This window comes from Prosthecobacter sp. (assembly GCF_034366625.1).
GTDB lineage: Bacteria > Verrucomicrobiota > Verrucomicrobiia > Verrucomicrobiales > Verrucomicrobiaceae > Prosthecobacter.
Genome location: NZ_JAXMIH010000023.1, coordinates 515,110 through 530,412, shown reverse-complemented (window position 1 = coordinate 530,412; position 15,303 = coordinate 515,110). Strand labels below are relative to the sequence as shown.

13 protein-coding genes are annotated in these 15,303 nt (G+C 59.6%); 11 read left to right on the top strand and 2 right to left on the bottom strand.

Features of this window, described 5'->3' with window-relative positions; all coding sequences use genetic code 11:
- Positions 1-54 precede the first annotated feature (54 nt).
- Entirely contained in the window at positions 55-462 is a 408-nt protein-coding gene (locus U1A53_RS22795) for a hypothetical protein (protein WP_322284170.1), read from the top strand.
- A gap of 5 nt (positions 463-467) precedes the next feature.
- On the opposite strand, the gene U1A53_RS22790 is transcribed toward U1A53_RS22795, so the two are convergent.
- Positions 468-938: an RNA pyrophosphohydrolase gene (locus U1A53_RS22790; protein ID WP_322284169.1), complete on the bottom strand. Its 471-nt coding sequence runs from the start codon at positions 936-938 to the stop codon at positions 468-470.
- 13 nt (positions 939-951) lie between these two features.
- Positions 952-1,467 carry a peptidoglycan endopeptidase gene (locus tag U1A53_RS22785; protein ID WP_322284168.1) on the bottom strand — a complete coding sequence of 172 codons (516 nt, stop codon included), beginning with the start codon at positions 1,465-1,467 and terminating at the stop codon, positions 952-954.
- A gap of 88 nt (positions 1,468-1,555) precedes the next feature.
- Here U1A53_RS22785 and U1A53_RS22780 point away from each other — a divergent pair, with 88 nt between their 5' ends.
- The 10 genes from U1A53_RS22780 to U1A53_RS22735 all read left to right on the top strand — a co-directional run bounded on the left by U1A53_RS22780 (position 1,556) and on the right by U1A53_RS22735 (position 14,957).
- Positions 1,556-2,482 (top strand): ThuA domain-containing protein, encoded by a 927-nt coding sequence (locus U1A53_RS22780; protein ID WP_322284167.1) that lies wholly within the window; start codon positions 1,556-1,558, stop codon positions 2,480-2,482.
- A gap of 207 nt (positions 2,483-2,689) precedes the next feature.
- Positions 2,690-4,735 (top strand): carbon starvation CstA family protein, encoded by a 2,046-nt coding sequence (locus U1A53_RS22775; RefSeq protein WP_322284166.1) that lies wholly within the window; start codon positions 2,690-2,692, stop codon positions 4,733-4,735.
- 320 nt (positions 4,736-5,055) lie between these two features.
- Positions 5,056-6,312 carry a PQQ-binding-like beta-propeller repeat protein gene (locus U1A53_RS22770; RefSeq protein WP_322284165.1) on the top strand — a complete coding sequence of 419 codons (1,257 nt, stop codon included), beginning with the start codon at positions 5,056-5,058 and terminating at the stop codon, positions 6,310-6,312.
- Positions 6,313-6,760: 448 nt separating this feature from the next.
- The gene (gene ilvB / locus U1A53_RS22765) at positions 6,761-8,488 is read left to right on the top strand and encodes a biosynthetic-type acetolactate synthase large subunit (RefSeq protein ID WP_322284164.1); all 1,728 of its coding nucleotides are present in this window, start codon (positions 6,761-6,763) and stop codon (positions 8,486-8,488) included.
- Between the two features lie 39 nt (positions 8,489-8,527).
- On the top strand, positions 8,528-9,373 hold the full coding sequence (locus U1A53_RS22760; RefSeq protein ID WP_322284163.1) for a site-specific DNA-methyltransferase: 846 nt from the start codon (positions 8,528-8,530) through the stop codon (positions 9,371-9,373).
- Between the two features lie 117 nt (positions 9,374-9,490).
- Positions 9,491-10,036 carry an acetolactate synthase small subunit gene (gene ilvN, locus U1A53_RS22755; protein ID WP_322284162.1) on the top strand — a complete coding sequence of 182 codons (546 nt, stop codon included), beginning with the start codon at positions 9,491-9,493 and terminating at the stop codon, positions 10,034-10,036.
- A gap of 100 nt (positions 10,037-10,136) precedes the next feature.
- Positions 10,137-11,432: a glycosyltransferase family 4 protein gene (locus U1A53_RS22750; RefSeq protein WP_322284161.1), complete on the top strand. Its 1,296-nt coding sequence runs from the start codon at positions 10,137-10,139 to the stop codon at positions 11,430-11,432.
- 31 nt (positions 11,433-11,463) lie between these two features.
- Positions 11,464-11,877 (top strand): Minf_1886 family protein, encoded by a 414-nt coding sequence (locus tag U1A53_RS22745; RefSeq protein ID WP_322284160.1) that lies wholly within the window; start codon positions 11,464-11,466, stop codon positions 11,875-11,877.
- Positions 11,874-14,438: a pitrilysin family protein gene (locus tag U1A53_RS22740; RefSeq protein WP_322284159.1), complete on the top strand. Its 2,565-nt coding sequence runs from the start codon at positions 11,874-11,876 to the stop codon at positions 14,436-14,438. The genes U1A53_RS22745 and U1A53_RS22740 overlap by 4 nt, the downstream gene beginning before the upstream one ends.
- Before the next feature lie 78 nt (positions 14,439-14,516).
- A complete protein-coding gene (locus U1A53_RS22735) occupies positions 14,517-14,957 on the top strand; it encodes a hypothetical protein (protein ID WP_322284158.1) in 441 nt (146 codons plus the stop codon).
- Positions 14,958-15,303: the final 346 nt, after the last annotated feature.

The following is a 15,303-nucleotide window of genomic DNA, read 5'->3' as shown; positions in this document are numbered from 1 at the left end:
CGTTTGACTTTCCGCGCCTCTTGCGCCTCCTTTCGCGGTCATTCCGCGATTCGTATGGCTAAACACGGCCAGCAACAGCAGGAAACCTCCGCGAACGAGAACCAGTCGTCCAGCGGAGGCAGGCAGACCATCGTCGAGCTTTGTGACATTTCAGCCTGCGGCCTCGTCTTCTGGTCACGCCAGCGTTTTGACATCGGTGCCGAGGTTCAGGTGCGCATCAAACGTTCCGCCCTGCCACCAGCCCTGCACGCCATGGCAGGGTTGGGACAGAAGTGGGTCATGCTGAAGGGGCTTGTCGTCGCCTGTCCTCCACTGCGCCGCACCGATGGCTCGACCGGCTTCGAAGTTTCGTTGCTCATGGAGCAAGCTCTTGGAGAATGCGTGCAGGCAGCGAAGTTCCGGTCAAAGATGCGCTGGTTCAAGCCATCGCTGCCGGGTTTACGGCGTTTCGGGTTGAATTGAGAGCGCTACACGAACTCAATGCCAAAAAAATCCAGCATCACCTGCCGATAGACGTGGCGTTTGAACTTCGGCACCCAGTCCATTTGAAACTCGGACGGTTTGATCCAGCGAAAGCTGGCAAACTCCTGGTGGGTGGCCGCGAGATTGAAGTCAGTGTCCTTTCCCAGGAAGCGGCACAAAAAGTATGTCTGTTCCTGTCCGCCGTAGATGCCGTATTTCAGCCGCCCCTTCGTGAACGCATAGCGATAACCCTCACGCTTCTGCACGATCTCCAGCAACTCACGTTTCACCCCGATCTCCTCAGCCAGTTCGCGAAACATCGCCTGCTCCGCGTTCTCGCCCTCGTCAATGCCACCCTGCGGGAACTGCCACGCGCCAGGAATGTTGATGCGCTCGGCCACAAAGATGTCGCCGTTCGCCCGCTGCAGGATGGCGGCGACGTTCGGGCGATAGACGATGGCTTCGGCGGGAATCATGGTTTGAAAATCATCACAGGCCGGAAGGATGCCTCATGGAATACCCCTTCGTGGGGCGTGAACGGCTGCTCCAGCGCGGACCGTCGCTGTCGGCGTCACTGTAACCTGTGTCGAGTCGTAATCCGGCCACCTCTAGAAACACATGTCCCTTGCGCGCATACACCGTGATCCATTTGCCCTTGCCACTGCGGCCGTAACTGCGAAAAGCCGATGAAACTGTCGGTTCGTCGAGTTCGCCCGCCGCATGCAGCACATACGACACCGTGCCGGAGCAATCATACGCGCTGTCTTCAAATTTGGCGTGGCCGCCGCCGCGACGATACGGTTTCGTGCAGATGCGGTTGCCCGCTGTGATCGCCCGCAGCACATCGGCCGGCGCATTGGCCGGCGGCACGGCCCGGCCGCCGATGATGACCGCGGTCTTGCCCGGCGCATATTTGTACTCCCAGCGATTACCGGCGCTGGAGCCACATTGGCAGAGCAGCACGCACAGCGGCAGTAGAAGAAGATTCAGGAAAAGTCGCATCATCGCCGCCATCGTATTACGCACTTGTGAAATGACAAGGCACGCAACACTGCCTTGCCTTGTTTTCAAAGCTCCGCCAGAATCGCCCGCCATGCTGAAAAAACTCGTCGCCCCTCTGGTTCTTGCCGCTGTCGTCTGCGTCGCCGCGTTCGCCGCCGCTCCCGCCAAGCGTAAAATTCTCTTCTTCACGAAATCCAGCGGCTTCGAGCACAGCGTCATCTCATGGAAGAACGGCCAGCCCAGCCATGCGGAAAAAGTGTTGCTGGAACTCGGCGCGAAAAACGGCTGGGACTTCGAGTTCTCCAAGGACGGCTCCAAGTTCAGCAAGGATTACCTGAACCAGTTTGACGCCGTGTTTTTCTACACCACAGGCGATCTTTGCAGCGAAGGCACCGACAAGCAGCCGCCGATGTCCCCCGAGGGCAAGCAGGCGCTGTTTGATTATGTCAAAGCGGGCAAAGGCTTCGTCGGCACCCACTCCGCCAGCGACACCTTCCACACCGACAACGAGTCCAAAAAAGGCCCTGAGCGTTATTTGAACCACGGTGACAAGGCTGATCCCTATGTGCGCTTCATCGGCGGCGAGTTCATCAAGCATGGCGCTCAGCAGGTCGCCAAAAACACCGTCACCAACCCCAAATTCCCCGGCTTTGAGAATGTCGGAGCCGAATACGGCTTTCAGGAAGAGTGGTACTCGCTCAAAGACTTCACGCCTGACATCCATGTGCTCAGCGTGATCGACTCCCCAGCCATGACCGGCAAAGAATACGAACGCCCCGCCTTTCCGAGCACATGGGCACGCAAAGAGGGCGATGGCCGCGTATGGTACACCGCCATGGGCCATCGCGAGGACGTTTGGACCAATCCCACCTTCCAAAACATCCTCGTCGGCGGCGTGAAATGGGCGCTGGGCGACGTTCAAGCCGACATCTATCCCAACCTCAAAGAAACCGCCCCCGGAGCGCTCACCAACCCGCCCTACGTCGAGCCTCCACCGCCAAAGCCTGCGAAGAAGTAAGTAGTCCAGTTGCGCCGCAACTGGTCCCTCCTCAGTTAGCCCTTTTCTTTTTAGAGTCCAATTCTGCCCCAGTTGCAGCGCAACTGGGCTACTTTCCAAGCCATGTCAAAGCCACCACCAACTCTCATTGAGGCCGAAATCCTCGACAATAGCCTTTCTGTCACGACTCGGCCCAATCGAGTGCCAGTTACGCCTGGGCTCACCCCCTTGAAAATTCTCATCTGGATCGCCATCTCCGCTCTCGGAGCCGGTTCCGTCGCTTTTTCCGCTTTCCACAAAGGCGAAACGATCAACGCCCTGTGGCTCGTCGTCGCCGGTTTGTGCTCGTTCGCGGTTGCCTATCGCTTTTACAGCAAGTGGCTCATCACCAAGGTGCTCGTGCTGGATGGTCAGCGCGCCACGCCCGCGCACACGAAGCAGGACGGCAAGGACTTCGTGCCCACGAACAAATGGGTCGTCTTCGGCCATCACTTCGCCGCCATCGCAGGGCCAGGACCGCTCGTGGGACCGGTGCTCGCCGCGCAGTTTGGTTATCTGCCGGGCATGCTGTGGATCTTGATCGGGGCCACGCTCGGCGGCGGTGTGCATGACGCCATCGTGATGTTCGCGTCCATTCGTCGCGGCGGCAAATCGGTGGGGCAGATGCTCAAGGAAGAAGTCAATCCCCTCGTCGGCTTCGTGGCGATGGTTTCCGTGCTGGCGATCATGACGATCCTGCTCGCCGTGCTCGGCCTTGTGGTGGTCAAAGCGCTCGCCGAAAGCCCCTGGGGCCTCTTCACCATCGCGATGACGATCCCGCTGGCCTTCATCATGGGCTTCGGTCATACCATCTTCAAAGTCAGCGTGCGAAACATCACCATCTTCGGCATTGTCGGCCTGATTGTCAGTGTGTGGGCTGGGAGCAACCTCAAGGAATGGGGCATCGAGCACTTCTTCGACTACAAAGGCGAGACCATCGCGTGGTCGATCATGATTTACGGTTTTGCGGCCTCGGTGCTGCCGGTGTGGATGCTCCTCGCGCCGCGTGACTACCTCAGCACCTTCATGAAGATCGGCACGGTGGCCGTTTTGGCCGTGGTGGTGATCTGGGTGGCTCCCGAGTTGCAGATGCCGAAGCTCACGCAGTTCATCGACGGCACGGGCCTCGTCTTTTTGGGAACTGTCTTCCCCTTTGTCTTCATCACCATCGCCTGCGGCGCCATCTCCGGCTTCCACGCGCTCATTTCATCCGGCACGACGCCGAAGCTGCTCGACCGCGAGGACCAGATCCGCAGCGTTGCCTATGGCGCGATGATCACGGAAATGCTCGTCGCGCTGATGGCGCTTGTCGCCGCGTGTGCGCTGCAGCCCGGTGAGTACTTTGCCATCAATGCCGGTGCCGCCAAGATCGTTCAAACCGATCCTTCCCAGGCTGCTGCCGTGACCCAGATGATCACCACGGCAGGTTTTCCCGTCACCGTTGCCGGCATGGACAAACTGGCGGCCGACATCGGCGAGAAGACCATGTTTGGCCGTGTCGGCGGTGCGCCCACCTTTGCCGTCGGCATGGCGCAGATGTTTGCACGCGCTTTTGGTCCGGGGTGGATGGCGTTCTGGTATCACTTCGCCATCATGTTTGAGGCGTTGTTTATTTTGACCACCATTGATGCCGGGACGCGTGTCGGGCGCTTCATCCTGCAAGACTTCCTCGGTGGCATTTGGAAGCCGCTGGGCAACACGCGCAGCCTGCCTGCCAATGTCTTCGCCAGTGCCGTGCTCGTCGCCGCCTGGGGCTTCTTCCTCTATCAGGGCGTGGTCGATCCGCTCGGCGGCATCAACACGCTGTGGCCTCTGTTTGGCATCGCCAATCAGCTTCTCGCTGTCATCGCCTTCTGCCTTGGCACCACCATCCTCATCAAGATGGGCAAGGCGCGTTACCTGGCCGTGACCGTCATCCCGCTGCTGTTCCTCATGAGCGTCACTTTCGCCGCCGGTTACATCAAGCTCTTCGATGCCAACCCCAAGATGGGCTTCATCTCCGCCACCAAATTCTACGCCGGCAAAATCGCCGGTGGAGGCACGCCAACGGAAATGAAGGAGTGGGCCGCCCAGCAGTTCAACTTCACCGTCGATACCATCGTCACCGCCTTCTTCCTCCTCGCCGTCGCCATCATCTTCCTCGGCTGCCTGCGCGAGTGGATCAAGCTCCTCAGCGGCTCGAAGAAGATCGTGCTGAATGAGGCGCCGTATGTGGCGCTGCCGGAAGGGGCGTGATTCGATCCCGCCAGGGATCACCGCCGGTAGCCAGGGGTCGAATGACCCCTGGAATGCCGAAACGCACGAATCATCCTTCGAGGGCGCATCCCGGCAGGGATGCCAGCAGCGTTTGTGGTTCCTTCGTCAGCGCCGGGAATGCCAAGCCTCTCGCATACCTCCGGCATGCGACCTTGAGCAGACGAATGTGCGATATGAATCCGGGGGTTGGCACTCGCTTCGCGAGTTGACCCCCGGCTACCATCTTCGATCCCTCCGGGATCATCTCAGGTGCATCATTTTTGATCGTCAACCGCTCCATCTTTCGTATGAAGCGCCGCATGATTTCCAAGCCCACTCTCTTTGCCGTCACCAGTCTCACGCTGGCTCTTGCTGCCAACCTCTCCGCCGCCGACTGGCCGGAGTTCCGCGGTGCAGCCGCCCAAGGCCACTCGGACGCCACCAATCTGCCGCTGACTTGGAGCCCGAACTCGCATGTCGCATGGAAAACGCCCGTGGCAGGCATTGGCTGGTCTTCACCTGTGGTCGTTGGGACGCGCATCTTCCTTACTTCGGCTGTCTCACTGAACGGCAAGGAGGAGGCCACAGCGGATCGGTCACTTCGGGTGATTTCGCTCGATGCCACCACCGGCAAGACCGTTTGGGACGTGGAACTTTTCACCGCCACGGCACCACGAGCACATCGCAAAAACAGCCATGCCAGTCCGACGCCGGTGTTTGAAAATGGTCGGCTCTATGTCCACTTCGGCCATCTTGGCACCGCCTGCCTTGATGCAACCACCGGCAAATCCATCTGGGCCACGCAGGAGTTCGCGTATTCGCCCGTGCATGGCAACGGCGGCAGCCCCGTGCTGTTTGAAGACCTCCTCATCTTCTCTGCCGATGCCGAAACCGCACCCAAAGTCATCGCGCTCGACAAAAACACCGGCAAGCAGCGCTGGACCTTTGCACGGCAGTCGGAGGCGAAAAAGAAGTTCTCCTTCTGCACCCCGCTCATCATCGACGTGAACGGCCAGAAGCAGCTCATCACTCCCGGCAGCGGCGTCGTGAACGCTCTCAACCCCAAGGACGGCACCGAAATCTGGCGCTTCAACTACGACCAGGGCTATTCCGTCGTCCCGCGCCCGATCTTCGCCCACGGCCTCATCTTCATCAGCACCGGCTTCGACAAACCGCTCGTCCTCGCCATCAAACCGGATGGCAAAGGCGATGTCACCGCCACGCATCTCGCCTGGAGCATCGACAAAGCCGCCCCGCACGACCCCAGCATGGTTGTCATCGGCGATGAACTCTACTTCATCGCCGACAACGGCATCCTTTCCTGTGTCGATGCCAAAACCGGCCAAGTCCACTACCAGGAACGCTGCACCGGCCCCATCTCCGCCTCCCCACTCGTCGCCGACGGCAAACTCTACCTTCAGGATGAAAAAGGTCTCGGCGTCGTCGTCAAACCCGGCAAGACCTTCCAAATCCTCGCCAAAAACGATCTCGCCGAACGCTCCCTCGCCTCCTACGCCGTCATCGGCTCCGATCTCCTCATCCGTACCGAGGCGAATCTGTATCGGATCAAGAAGTAGGTGGCCAACAGTACGCGGATGCCCCATCCGTTGATGGAAACCTGTTCCTTAGCAGTATGTCCGACTTTATCGCCGCCATCATTGAGCTGTTCGCGACCATCTGGTCCGCAGACAAATCAATGACCGAAAATTCCAGAGTCGGCGAGTCAGAGTGGGATCGGAACGCAAGGCGATCATGGGTACGCTGTGGGACGGGTTGCCTTATTTTGCTCATCCTGCTGGCCGTGGCCGGAGGAGCTTTTTGGTGGTGGAACTGACCTATATTCGCCAAATCTCTTTTTTGACCAAAACATTCCAATTTGGTCATTATGGCCATAAAAACATGATTTTACACCCTACCAACTAGCATGATGACTTGTTTTATCCAAAAATGACCAAACTTCACCTTGCTGTTTTGGCTTTTAACCCCACTTTGACCGTCCAAATCGCAATTTTGACCCAAACCATCATGAGCCAGCAAAAAATGGACGGCGCGCAGGCGCTCATCAAAACCCTCGCCGATCTCGGCATCGAGTACGTCTTCGGCTACTCCGGTGGCGCGGCCATCCCGATCTTTGACGCCCTCCAGACCGTGAAGACGGACATGAAGTTCATTCTCGTCCGCCATGAGCAGGGTGCTGTTCACATGGCGGACGGTTACGCGCGCGCCACCGGCAAGCCGGCCGTCGTTCTCGTCACCTCCGGCCCTGGGGCTGGCAACACCGTCACCGGCATCATGACCGCGCAGATGGACAGCGTGCCCATGATCATCCTTTGCGGCCAGCAGGTCACCTGGATGCTTGGGAAGGATGCTTTCCAGGAAGCCGACATCTTCAACATCACGGCCCCCGTCGTGAAGCACAACTTCCTCGTCAAGCAGACGAACGCGCTGCCCCGCGTCGCCAAGGAGGCCTACCACATCGCCACCACGGGCCGTCCGGGTCCGGTGCTGATCGACATTCCGAAGGACATCAGCCAAGGGCCCTTCACCGGCACGTTTGACGAGCCGATGGATCTGCCCGGCTACCATCCCGAAGAGAACTTCAAGATTGATCAGGCTGGTATTAAAGAAGCCGCGCGCCTCATTTCCCAAGCCAAGCGCCCCGTGATCCTCGCCGGTCAGGGAGCGATGATCGCCCGTGCCGACAAGGAACTGCTCACGCTGGCTGAAACCATTGGCTGCCCGGTCACCACGACCTTGCTGGGCAAAGGCGTGTTCCCAGAAACACATCCGCTTTCCCTCGGCATGCTCGGCATGCACGGCACCGCTTATGCCAACAAAGCCATCTGCGAGGCCGACCTCATCTTCAATGTCGGCTCCCGCTTCGATGACCGCATCATCGGCAAGCCGCACATGTTTGGCCGCAACGCCAAGCTCATCCACATCGACATCGACGCGGCTGAGTTCAACAAGATGATCAAAGTGGACGTGACGATCAAAGGCGATGCCAAGGCCGCGCTCAGCGATCTGCTGCCGCTCGTCGAGAAACTCCCCACTGAAGACTGGCTGGCCCATCTCGACGGCTACAAGAAGAAGTTCCCGCTCGGTTACAAGAAGCAGGGCGGTCTGCGCATGCAGCAGGTCATTGATGAACTCTATCAGCTCACCAAGGGCAAGGCCATCGTCGCCACCGACGTGGGCCAGCACCAGATGTGGGCCGCGCAGTTCTACAAAAATGACAGCAGCTACCACTGGCTCAGCTCCGGCGGTGCCGGCACCATGGGCTTCGGCTTCCCTGCGGCCATCGGTGCCCAGCTCGCCTACCCGGACAAGCTGGTCGTCTCCATCTCCGGCGACGGCGGCTTCCAGATGACCCTGTTTGAACTGGCCACCGCTGCGATCCACAAGCTGCCGATCAAGATCATCATCCTGAACAACAGCTACCTCGGCATGGTGCGCCAGTGGCAGGAGCTGTTCTTTGAGAATCGCGAGAGCGGCGTGGATCTCATCGGCAACCCTGACTTCGTGAAGCTCGGTGAGGCCTACGGCATCAAGGGCTTCCACATCCGCCGCCCGGCCGACGTGGAGCGCATCCTGCAGCAGGCCCTCGATTACAACGACGGCCCCTGCATCATCGAAGCCGAGTGCATCAAGCTCGAAAACGTCTTCCCCATGATCCCTGCTGGTGCCGCCCTCGAAGACATGCTCACCGAGACGCCGAAAACGAAAATGGAGAAGCCCACCGGTTCGACCTAGCAGTGTCGGCGCGCTCGCGAGAGCGCGTCACGATGGCCGATGAAAACCAACCAAGTCATCCACGGCGACGCCCTCCAGGAACTTCAAAAACTCCCCGATGCCGTCGCCCAAGTCATCATCGCCGATCCGCCTTACTTCAACGTTCTCGAAAATGAAGCCTGGGATACTCAATGGAAAACAGCCGCCGACTACCTCGCCTGGTGCGAGGAGTGGGTGGCTCAATCCATGCGCGTCCTCCGCGATGACGGCCTCGCCTTCATCTTCGGCCAGCTAGGCAAACGCGAGCACACCTTCCTGCACCTCATGTCACGGCTCACTCAGCAGCATCAGTTTCACGATCTCATCATCTGGGACCGTGCGGTGGGCTATGACGAGCGCCGCGACAGCTTCACCCCGCAGTATGAAATGGTGCTCGTCATGCGCAAAGGCGAGCGCGTGAAGTTCAACAAAGACGCCGTCCGCATCCCCTACGATGCCAAGACCATCGAGACCTACCTCAGAGACAAACGCTACAAAGACATGGACGCCCGTCGCGCCCATCTCGAAGCCGGCAAATTCGCCACCAACATCCTCCGCGTACCCAGCTTGAAGGGGAACTCGAAGGAAAAATGTGGCCACCCCTCGCAAAAGCCCATCGACCTCATCGACAAGCTCATCGCCTGCTCCACCGACGCCGGAGACCTCGTCATCGACCCCTTCCTCGGCTCCGGCACCACCGCCGCCGCCGCTCAGCGCCTCGGACGCCAATGGATCGGCATCGAAAAAGACTCGGCCTACGTCCACATCACCCAAAAACGCCTCAAAACGCCCATCTCCCCCAAGTCGGCCGCGAAGCCAAAGCCCCGAAAAGCCTCCTCCCGGCCAGAAGCCGATCTTTTCAGCTAATCCTCCTCTTCCTCCTACTCTTACTCCTCCTCCCGGATGGAGACGCCCGAAAGGGAGGAAGAGTAGGAGTAAGAGGAAGAGAAAGATTCAATACCTCCAACTCCACCCGAAACCACCATGAGCGACCGCATCCCCGCCACCTCCGATAAAAAGCCCGCCCCGCTGGCTGACATCATCAACATTCACACGCTCAGCGTCATGGTGAACAACCAGCCCGGCGTCCTCGGCCGCATCTGCGCCGTGTTCAGCCGTCGTGGCTTCAACATCGAGTCCCTCGTCGTCTCCCAGACGCGTGATCCGCGCTTCAGCCGCATGACCATCGGCATCAGCGGCCATCCAGAAGGCCTGCACCAGATCATCATGCAGGTGAACAAGCTTATAGACGTCATCCACTGCATCGAGCACACCGACCGCGACGCCGTTTCCAAAGAACTCGTTCTCATCAAAGTCGCCGCCAGCGCTGCCGAGCGCACCGAGATCCTCCAGATCATCGAGCACTACAACGGCAAGACCGTCGATCTTCAGGAAGACAGCCTCATCGCCCTCATCGCTGGCAACACCGACAAGCTCGACGCTGCCGTCCGCCTCCTCGGCAAATTCGACATCGTTGAAACCGTCCGCACCGGCAAAGTCGTCATGGCCCGCGGCCTCACTGAGACGTAAGTCCAAATGACGAATGCGGAATGTCGAATGACGAATGGTTTCCGACATTCAGGATTCGTCGTTCATTCGTCATTCTGAATTCCGTCATTCGTCATTTTCGATGCGCATCCTTCACCTGACCCCCGGCACCGGCAATTTCCACTGCGGAAGCTGCTTGCGTGACCATGCGCTCATCAAGGCGCTCCGCGCGCGCGGTCACGATGCCATGATGCTGCCGCTGTATCTCCCGCTCGTCACCGACCGCGAATTCGGGACACAGGAGCTGCCGGTGCAGATCGGCGGCATCTCGCTGTTTTTGCAGCAGAAGTTCACCTGGTTCCACAAGCTGCCGAAGTTCGTCCATCGTTGGCTGAACACGCCGGATCGTTTGCGAAAAGCCGCCCGCCGCATGGGCATGACCAGCCCCAAGGCCCTTGGTGAAATGGCTCTCGGCAGCCTGCTCGGCACTGAAGGCCGCCAGTGGGGCGAGTGGCAGAAACTCATCGAATGGATTCGCAGTGAACCGAAGTTTGACGTGGTCTCCTTCTCCAACAGCCTGCTCACCGGCCTCGCGCCCACGATTGAAACAGAACTCGGCCTTCCCGTCGTCTGCTCTCTCCAAGGCGAAGACTCCTTTCTCGACACGCTGCCCGATCCGTATCGCGAGCAGTGCTGGGACGCCATGCGCACCAACGCCCGCAGCATCCGCCGTTTCATCGCCCCGAGCCAGTACTACGCTGATCTCATGCGCCAGCGCCTCGCTGCAGAGCCCACTCAAATCAAAGTCATTCCCAACGGCATTGATGCGTCGTCCTTCACCACATCATCACCGGACCCGAACTGGCCGGTGATTGGCTACTTCGCCCGCATGATCCACGGCAAAGGGCTCACCACCCTCGTCGATGCCTTCATCGATCTCGCCAAGCGCGGCACCGTGCCGCGCGTGAAACTGCGCATCGGCGGCGCCAAGACACCCGTCGATGAGAAATATGTCGCCGGACTCGTGGACAAGCTCAAGGCCGCCGGACTCGCGAATCGAGTCGAGTTTCATCCCAATCTCAGCTTCAAGGACAAAGTTCACTTCTTCCACGACCTTACCGTCTTCAGCGTCCCTGCCACCTATGGCGAGGCGTTTGGACTCTACGTCATCGAGGCCGCCGCCAGCGGAGTTCCCGTCGTGCAGCCCGATCACGCCGCCTTCCCCGAACTCATCGCCGCCACCGAAGGTGGTGTGTTGTGCAAGCCGGATGACCCTAAAGCTCTCGCCGACGCCCTGGAAGCGCTGCTCAACGACGACGAACTGCGTGAGAAATTATCCAAAGCCGCGATGGCAAAAGTGCGCCAGGAATTCAGCGCCAGCCGCATGGCCGAGCGTTTTGAGGCCGTGCTGCTTGAAGCCCGTGCTTCCGCCGTTTAAAGCTCATGGCAATGCATCCATCTGCCCGCTCATGACTTCCATCAGCTTTGGCGAGGCCGTCCGGCGCTCGATTCATCAAGACCCACGCTACCATCCGGCCGCGTATGAGCTGGTGCGTGATGCGCTGCACATCGCGGCGAAGAAATTTCGCGATGAAAACGCCGACGATCAGCACGTCAGCGGCCAAGAACTGCTCGCCGGCTTCCGCGACCACGTTTTGGCCGAATACGGCCCCATGTCTGCCATCCTCCTCAATCAATGGGGCCTCCAGCGCGGCGAAGACGTCGGCAACATCGTGTACAACCTCATCACCGTCGGCTACTTCGGCAAAAACGACGGCGACAGTCTCGAAGACTTCGCCGGCGGCTATGATTTCGCCACCGCCTTCTCCGAACCCTTTCTTCCTTCCTCCGCCCGGCTTGGTCGTGAGGCCAAATCTTCATGAAAAAAGTCCTGCGCCGCGCCAGTTCCGCATCCACCGCCATCACTGTTCCGCCGCTGGATGCCAGCGTGACCACGTTGGACAATGGGCTCGAAGTCATCGTGCGCGAAGATCACGCGCATCCGCTCGTCAGCGTGCAGGTGTGGATCAAGGCCGGCAGTTTGCATGAGGAGCAGCACTGCGGCGCCGGCATCGCGCACTGCGTGGAGCACATGTTGTTCAAGGGCACCGAGAAGCGCGAGGCCGCGCAGATTTCGCAGAACATCCAGGCGCTCGGCGGTTATGTGAACGCCTATACGTCCTTCAACCGCACGGTGTATTGGATCGACGGCCTCGCCGAGCACGCGGACGGCTATCTCGATATTCTCGCCGACATGATCCGCCACTCGAAGATCGATGCGGAGGAACTCACGCGCGAAAAGGACGTCATCCGCCGCGAAATGGCGATGGATCACGATGATCCCGGCAGCACCATCCAGCATCTGCTGCAAGCCACCGCCTTCCGTCAGCATCCGCTGCGTCATCCCATCATCGGTCATCGTGCCGTTTTCGATCAAATCACCCGTGCGGATGTTCATGGCTTCGTGCAGCGTCATTATGTGCCGAACAACTGCTTCATCGTCATCACGGGCGATGTCGAGACCGCCGCTGTCGTCGAGACCGTCCGCAGCCACTTCGGCGAATGGCAGCGCCGTGCCTTTGACCCCGTGCAGCTTCCTGACGAACCGCGCCAGCAGGGCAGTCGCTTCGCCGCGAAAAACTTCGCCACCGATCTCACGCGCATCGCGCTCGGCTGGCAGATTCCCGGTGAAAGCCATGCCGACAAGGCCGCGCTCGACGTGCTGGCCTTCCTGCTCGGCGCTGGGCGCAGCTCACGCCTGTATCAAGAACTGCGCGAGAAGCGCAGCCTCGCGCACTACGTCTCGGCCGGTGCCTGGTGCGCGCCCGAGTGTGGTTTGTTCACCATCGAGGCCGAATGCAATCCAGCCGATGCCGAGAAACTGCAACGCGGCATGCACGAAGTCATCGCACAGATGCAGCGCACCGGTCCCGGCCATGCGGAACTCGACAAAGCCGTGTGCGCCACGCTCAGCAGCCAGGTGCGTGCGTTAAGCACCGTGAAAGGCCAGGCGGGCACCCTCGGCAACGGCTGGCTGCTCTCCGGCTCGCTCGATTACCAGCGCCAGTTCCTCGCCGCCATCTCCGCTCTCACGCCAGACGTGATTCGTGATGCCGCACGTCGTTATCTGCCGCAAAACAGTTTCAGCACCGTGCTCGTCGGCCCCGAGGTTGAAACCGCGAGCAAGGCCGGTTCCACCACCGACTCCGCACGCCCGGCCATTCAGCGTTTCAAGCTCACCAATGGCCTCATCCTGCTCGTCGGTGAAAACCCGCGTCTGCCGCTCGTCAGCGTGCGCACCAACTTCCTCGCCGGTGTTCTCGCTGAAACCGACCTCACCGCTGGTGTGACGATGATTTCCGCACAAATGCTGCTCAAAGGCACCAAAAAGCGTGCCGCAGCCCAAATCGCCGCCGAACTCGAAAATCGCGGCGGCAGCCTGCACTGCACCGCCGACGCGCATCGCTACATCCTCGGCGCCGATGTCATGCGCGGCGATGAAACCGCCGCGCTCGACCTGCTGGCCGATCTCATCCTCAATCCTGCCCTGCCACCGCCGCAGCTCGCCGAAGTGAAGAAGCGTCAGATCGCCAACATCATTGAGGAACAGGAAGATCCACTCACCGTTGCCATGCGCAAGGCACGCCGCGAGATCTTCGCCGGCCAGCCGTTTCACCGCACCGCGCTCGGCAACGAGCAGACTGTTGCCGCATTGAAGCTCACCGACTGCCGCAACATGCTGCACGCCAGCTTCGCCACCGGCAACGGTGTCATCTCCGTATTCGGCGACGTGAAAGCGGCTGAGATCAAGAAACAGGTCGAAAAAACCTTCGCCAAACTTCCCCGCGGCCCCCGCCAGATCGCCCAAGGGCGTGAATACCACGCCAGCGCCAAACCTGCCGCATGGACGGAGCATCTCGACAAAGAACAGGCCGTCATCGTCGTCGGCTTTCGCACCGTCGGCCTCGAAGATCGCGATGTGCATGCACTCAACCTCATCGACGAAGCTTGCAGCGACATGGGCAGCCGTTTGTTCAACCGCATCCGCGAAGAACTCGGTCTCGCCTACTATGTCGGCGCGCAAAACTTCGCCGCCATGGGTGCAGGCGCCTTTTACTTCTACGTCGGCACCGATCCCAAAAAGGTGAAGCTCGCCGAGAAAGAACTCATGGCCCAGATCAACGATCTCGCCGCCAACGGTCTCACCGTCGATGAAATCGACCGTGCCCGCGTGACGTGGCGTTCATCATGGCTGCGTGCGCAGCAGGGCAACACCGGCATGGCCGACATCTGCGCCTGGAACGAAGTCAATGGCCTCGGCTGGGATCATTTCCAAAAACTTCCCGGCATCATGGCGGACATCTCCGCCAAGGAGATCCAGCGTGTCGCCGCCAAATACTTCGGTGAGAAGAAAGCCTTCATCGTCCGCGTGACGCCGAAGTAGTGATGTTCTGCGGCGTTGCTGAAGCAGCATGATGTTTGTGCGTGACAGACCGGTGTCGGATTTGGTATTGCCTGTTTCATGTACACTCAAAACGAAAGCACAGCGGTTTCCGGCGATGACTCCAAGCTGAGCGCCGAGGTCAAAGAATGGGCGTTTGGCATTCGCTGCGTCTTTGTGGTGTTGAATATTCTGCCGCTCTATTACTGTACACGCGTGCTGCTGGTGGCGCCCAAGTTTGAGCAGATCTTCGAAGACATGCTGGGATCGAAGGCCAAGCTGCCCACCCTGACCAACCTGCTGCTCGACCATGCGCTGCCGCTGCTGGCGGTGATCTGGTTGTTCACCGCGCTGGCGACGGTTTTGATGTTCACGGTCAAACGTGCCCGCTATGTATGGGTCACTGCCATGGTGACAGCACTGACGTTGATCGTGACCGGTCATCTCGCCGTCACCGCGCTCTTTGAACCGCTGGTCGTTGTGATCCAAAATCTCTCCGGCGGGAGTGAATCTTCGCCCTGATTGTAAAAATCTGAACTTCGTCACCAAACTTGGCCCGGCGGCTGCTCTATCAAGAACTCAGTTGGGGCGCAAGCCACACAAACTTTCCCCGGGTTCGCCTGGGGGAAAAACACAACGAGCTGGAGAGTCGCTTCATGGTTGGGGTCTCTCTGGTCACCTAAAGGCCCGGAAGGATTTTGGTTGGGTCCTTCCGGGCCGAGTTGTTTTCAGACAGCTCGGTTCCCGCTGACATGCCGGTGGTGATTTTGATCATTGCAAATCAAGGTCTTCGTGGCTCATTCGCGGCCCCCAACCAAACCACTATGAAATCAATCGCACCGACTCTTGCCGCCATCGTGTTTACACT

Bases quoted from the DNA above. Each gene is read 5' to 3' on its own strand.
- U1A53_RS22740 (WP_322284159.1), top strand. From the start codon at position 11,874: ATGAAAAAAGTCCTGCGCCGCGCCAGTTCCGCATCCACCGCCATCACT.
- U1A53_RS22785 (WP_322284168.1), bottom strand. From the start codon at position 1,467: ATGATGCGACTTTTCCTGAATCTTCTTCTACTGCCGCTGTGCGTGCTG.
- U1A53_RS22795 (WP_322284170.1), top strand. From the start codon at position 55: ATGGCTAAACACGGCCAGCAACAGCAGGAAACCTCCGCGAACGAGAAC.
- U1A53_RS22790 (WP_322284169.1), bottom strand. From the start codon at position 938: ATGATTCCCGCCGAAGCCATCGTCTATCGCCCGAACGTCGCCGCCATC.
- U1A53_RS22735 (WP_322284158.1), top strand. From the start codon at position 14,517: ATGTACACTCAAAACGAAAGCACAGCGGTTTCCGGCGATGACTCCAAG.
- U1A53_RS22770 (WP_322284165.1), top strand. From the start codon at position 5,056: ATGATTTCCAAGCCCACTCTCTTTGCCGTCACCAGTCTCACGCTGGCT.
- U1A53_RS22760 (WP_322284163.1), top strand. From the start codon at position 8,528: ATGAAAACCAACCAAGTCATCCACGGCGACGCCCTCCAGGAACTTCAA.
- U1A53_RS22780 (WP_322284167.1), top strand. From the start codon at position 1,556: ATGCTGAAAAAACTCGTCGCCCCTCTGGTTCTTGCCGCTGTCGTCTGC.
- ilvB (WP_322284164.1), top strand. From the start codon at position 6,761: ATGAGCCAGCAAAAAATGGACGGCGCGCAGGCGCTCATCAAAACCCTC.
- U1A53_RS22745 (WP_322284160.1), top strand. From the start codon at position 11,464: ATGACTTCCATCAGCTTTGGCGAGGCCGTCCGGCGCTCGATTCATCAA.
- U1A53_RS22750 (WP_322284161.1), top strand. From the start codon at position 10,137: ATGCGCATCCTTCACCTGACCCCCGGCACCGGCAATTTCCACTGCGGA.
- ilvN (WP_322284162.1), top strand. From the start codon at position 9,491: ATGAGCGACCGCATCCCCGCCACCTCCGATAAAAAGCCCGCCCCGCTG.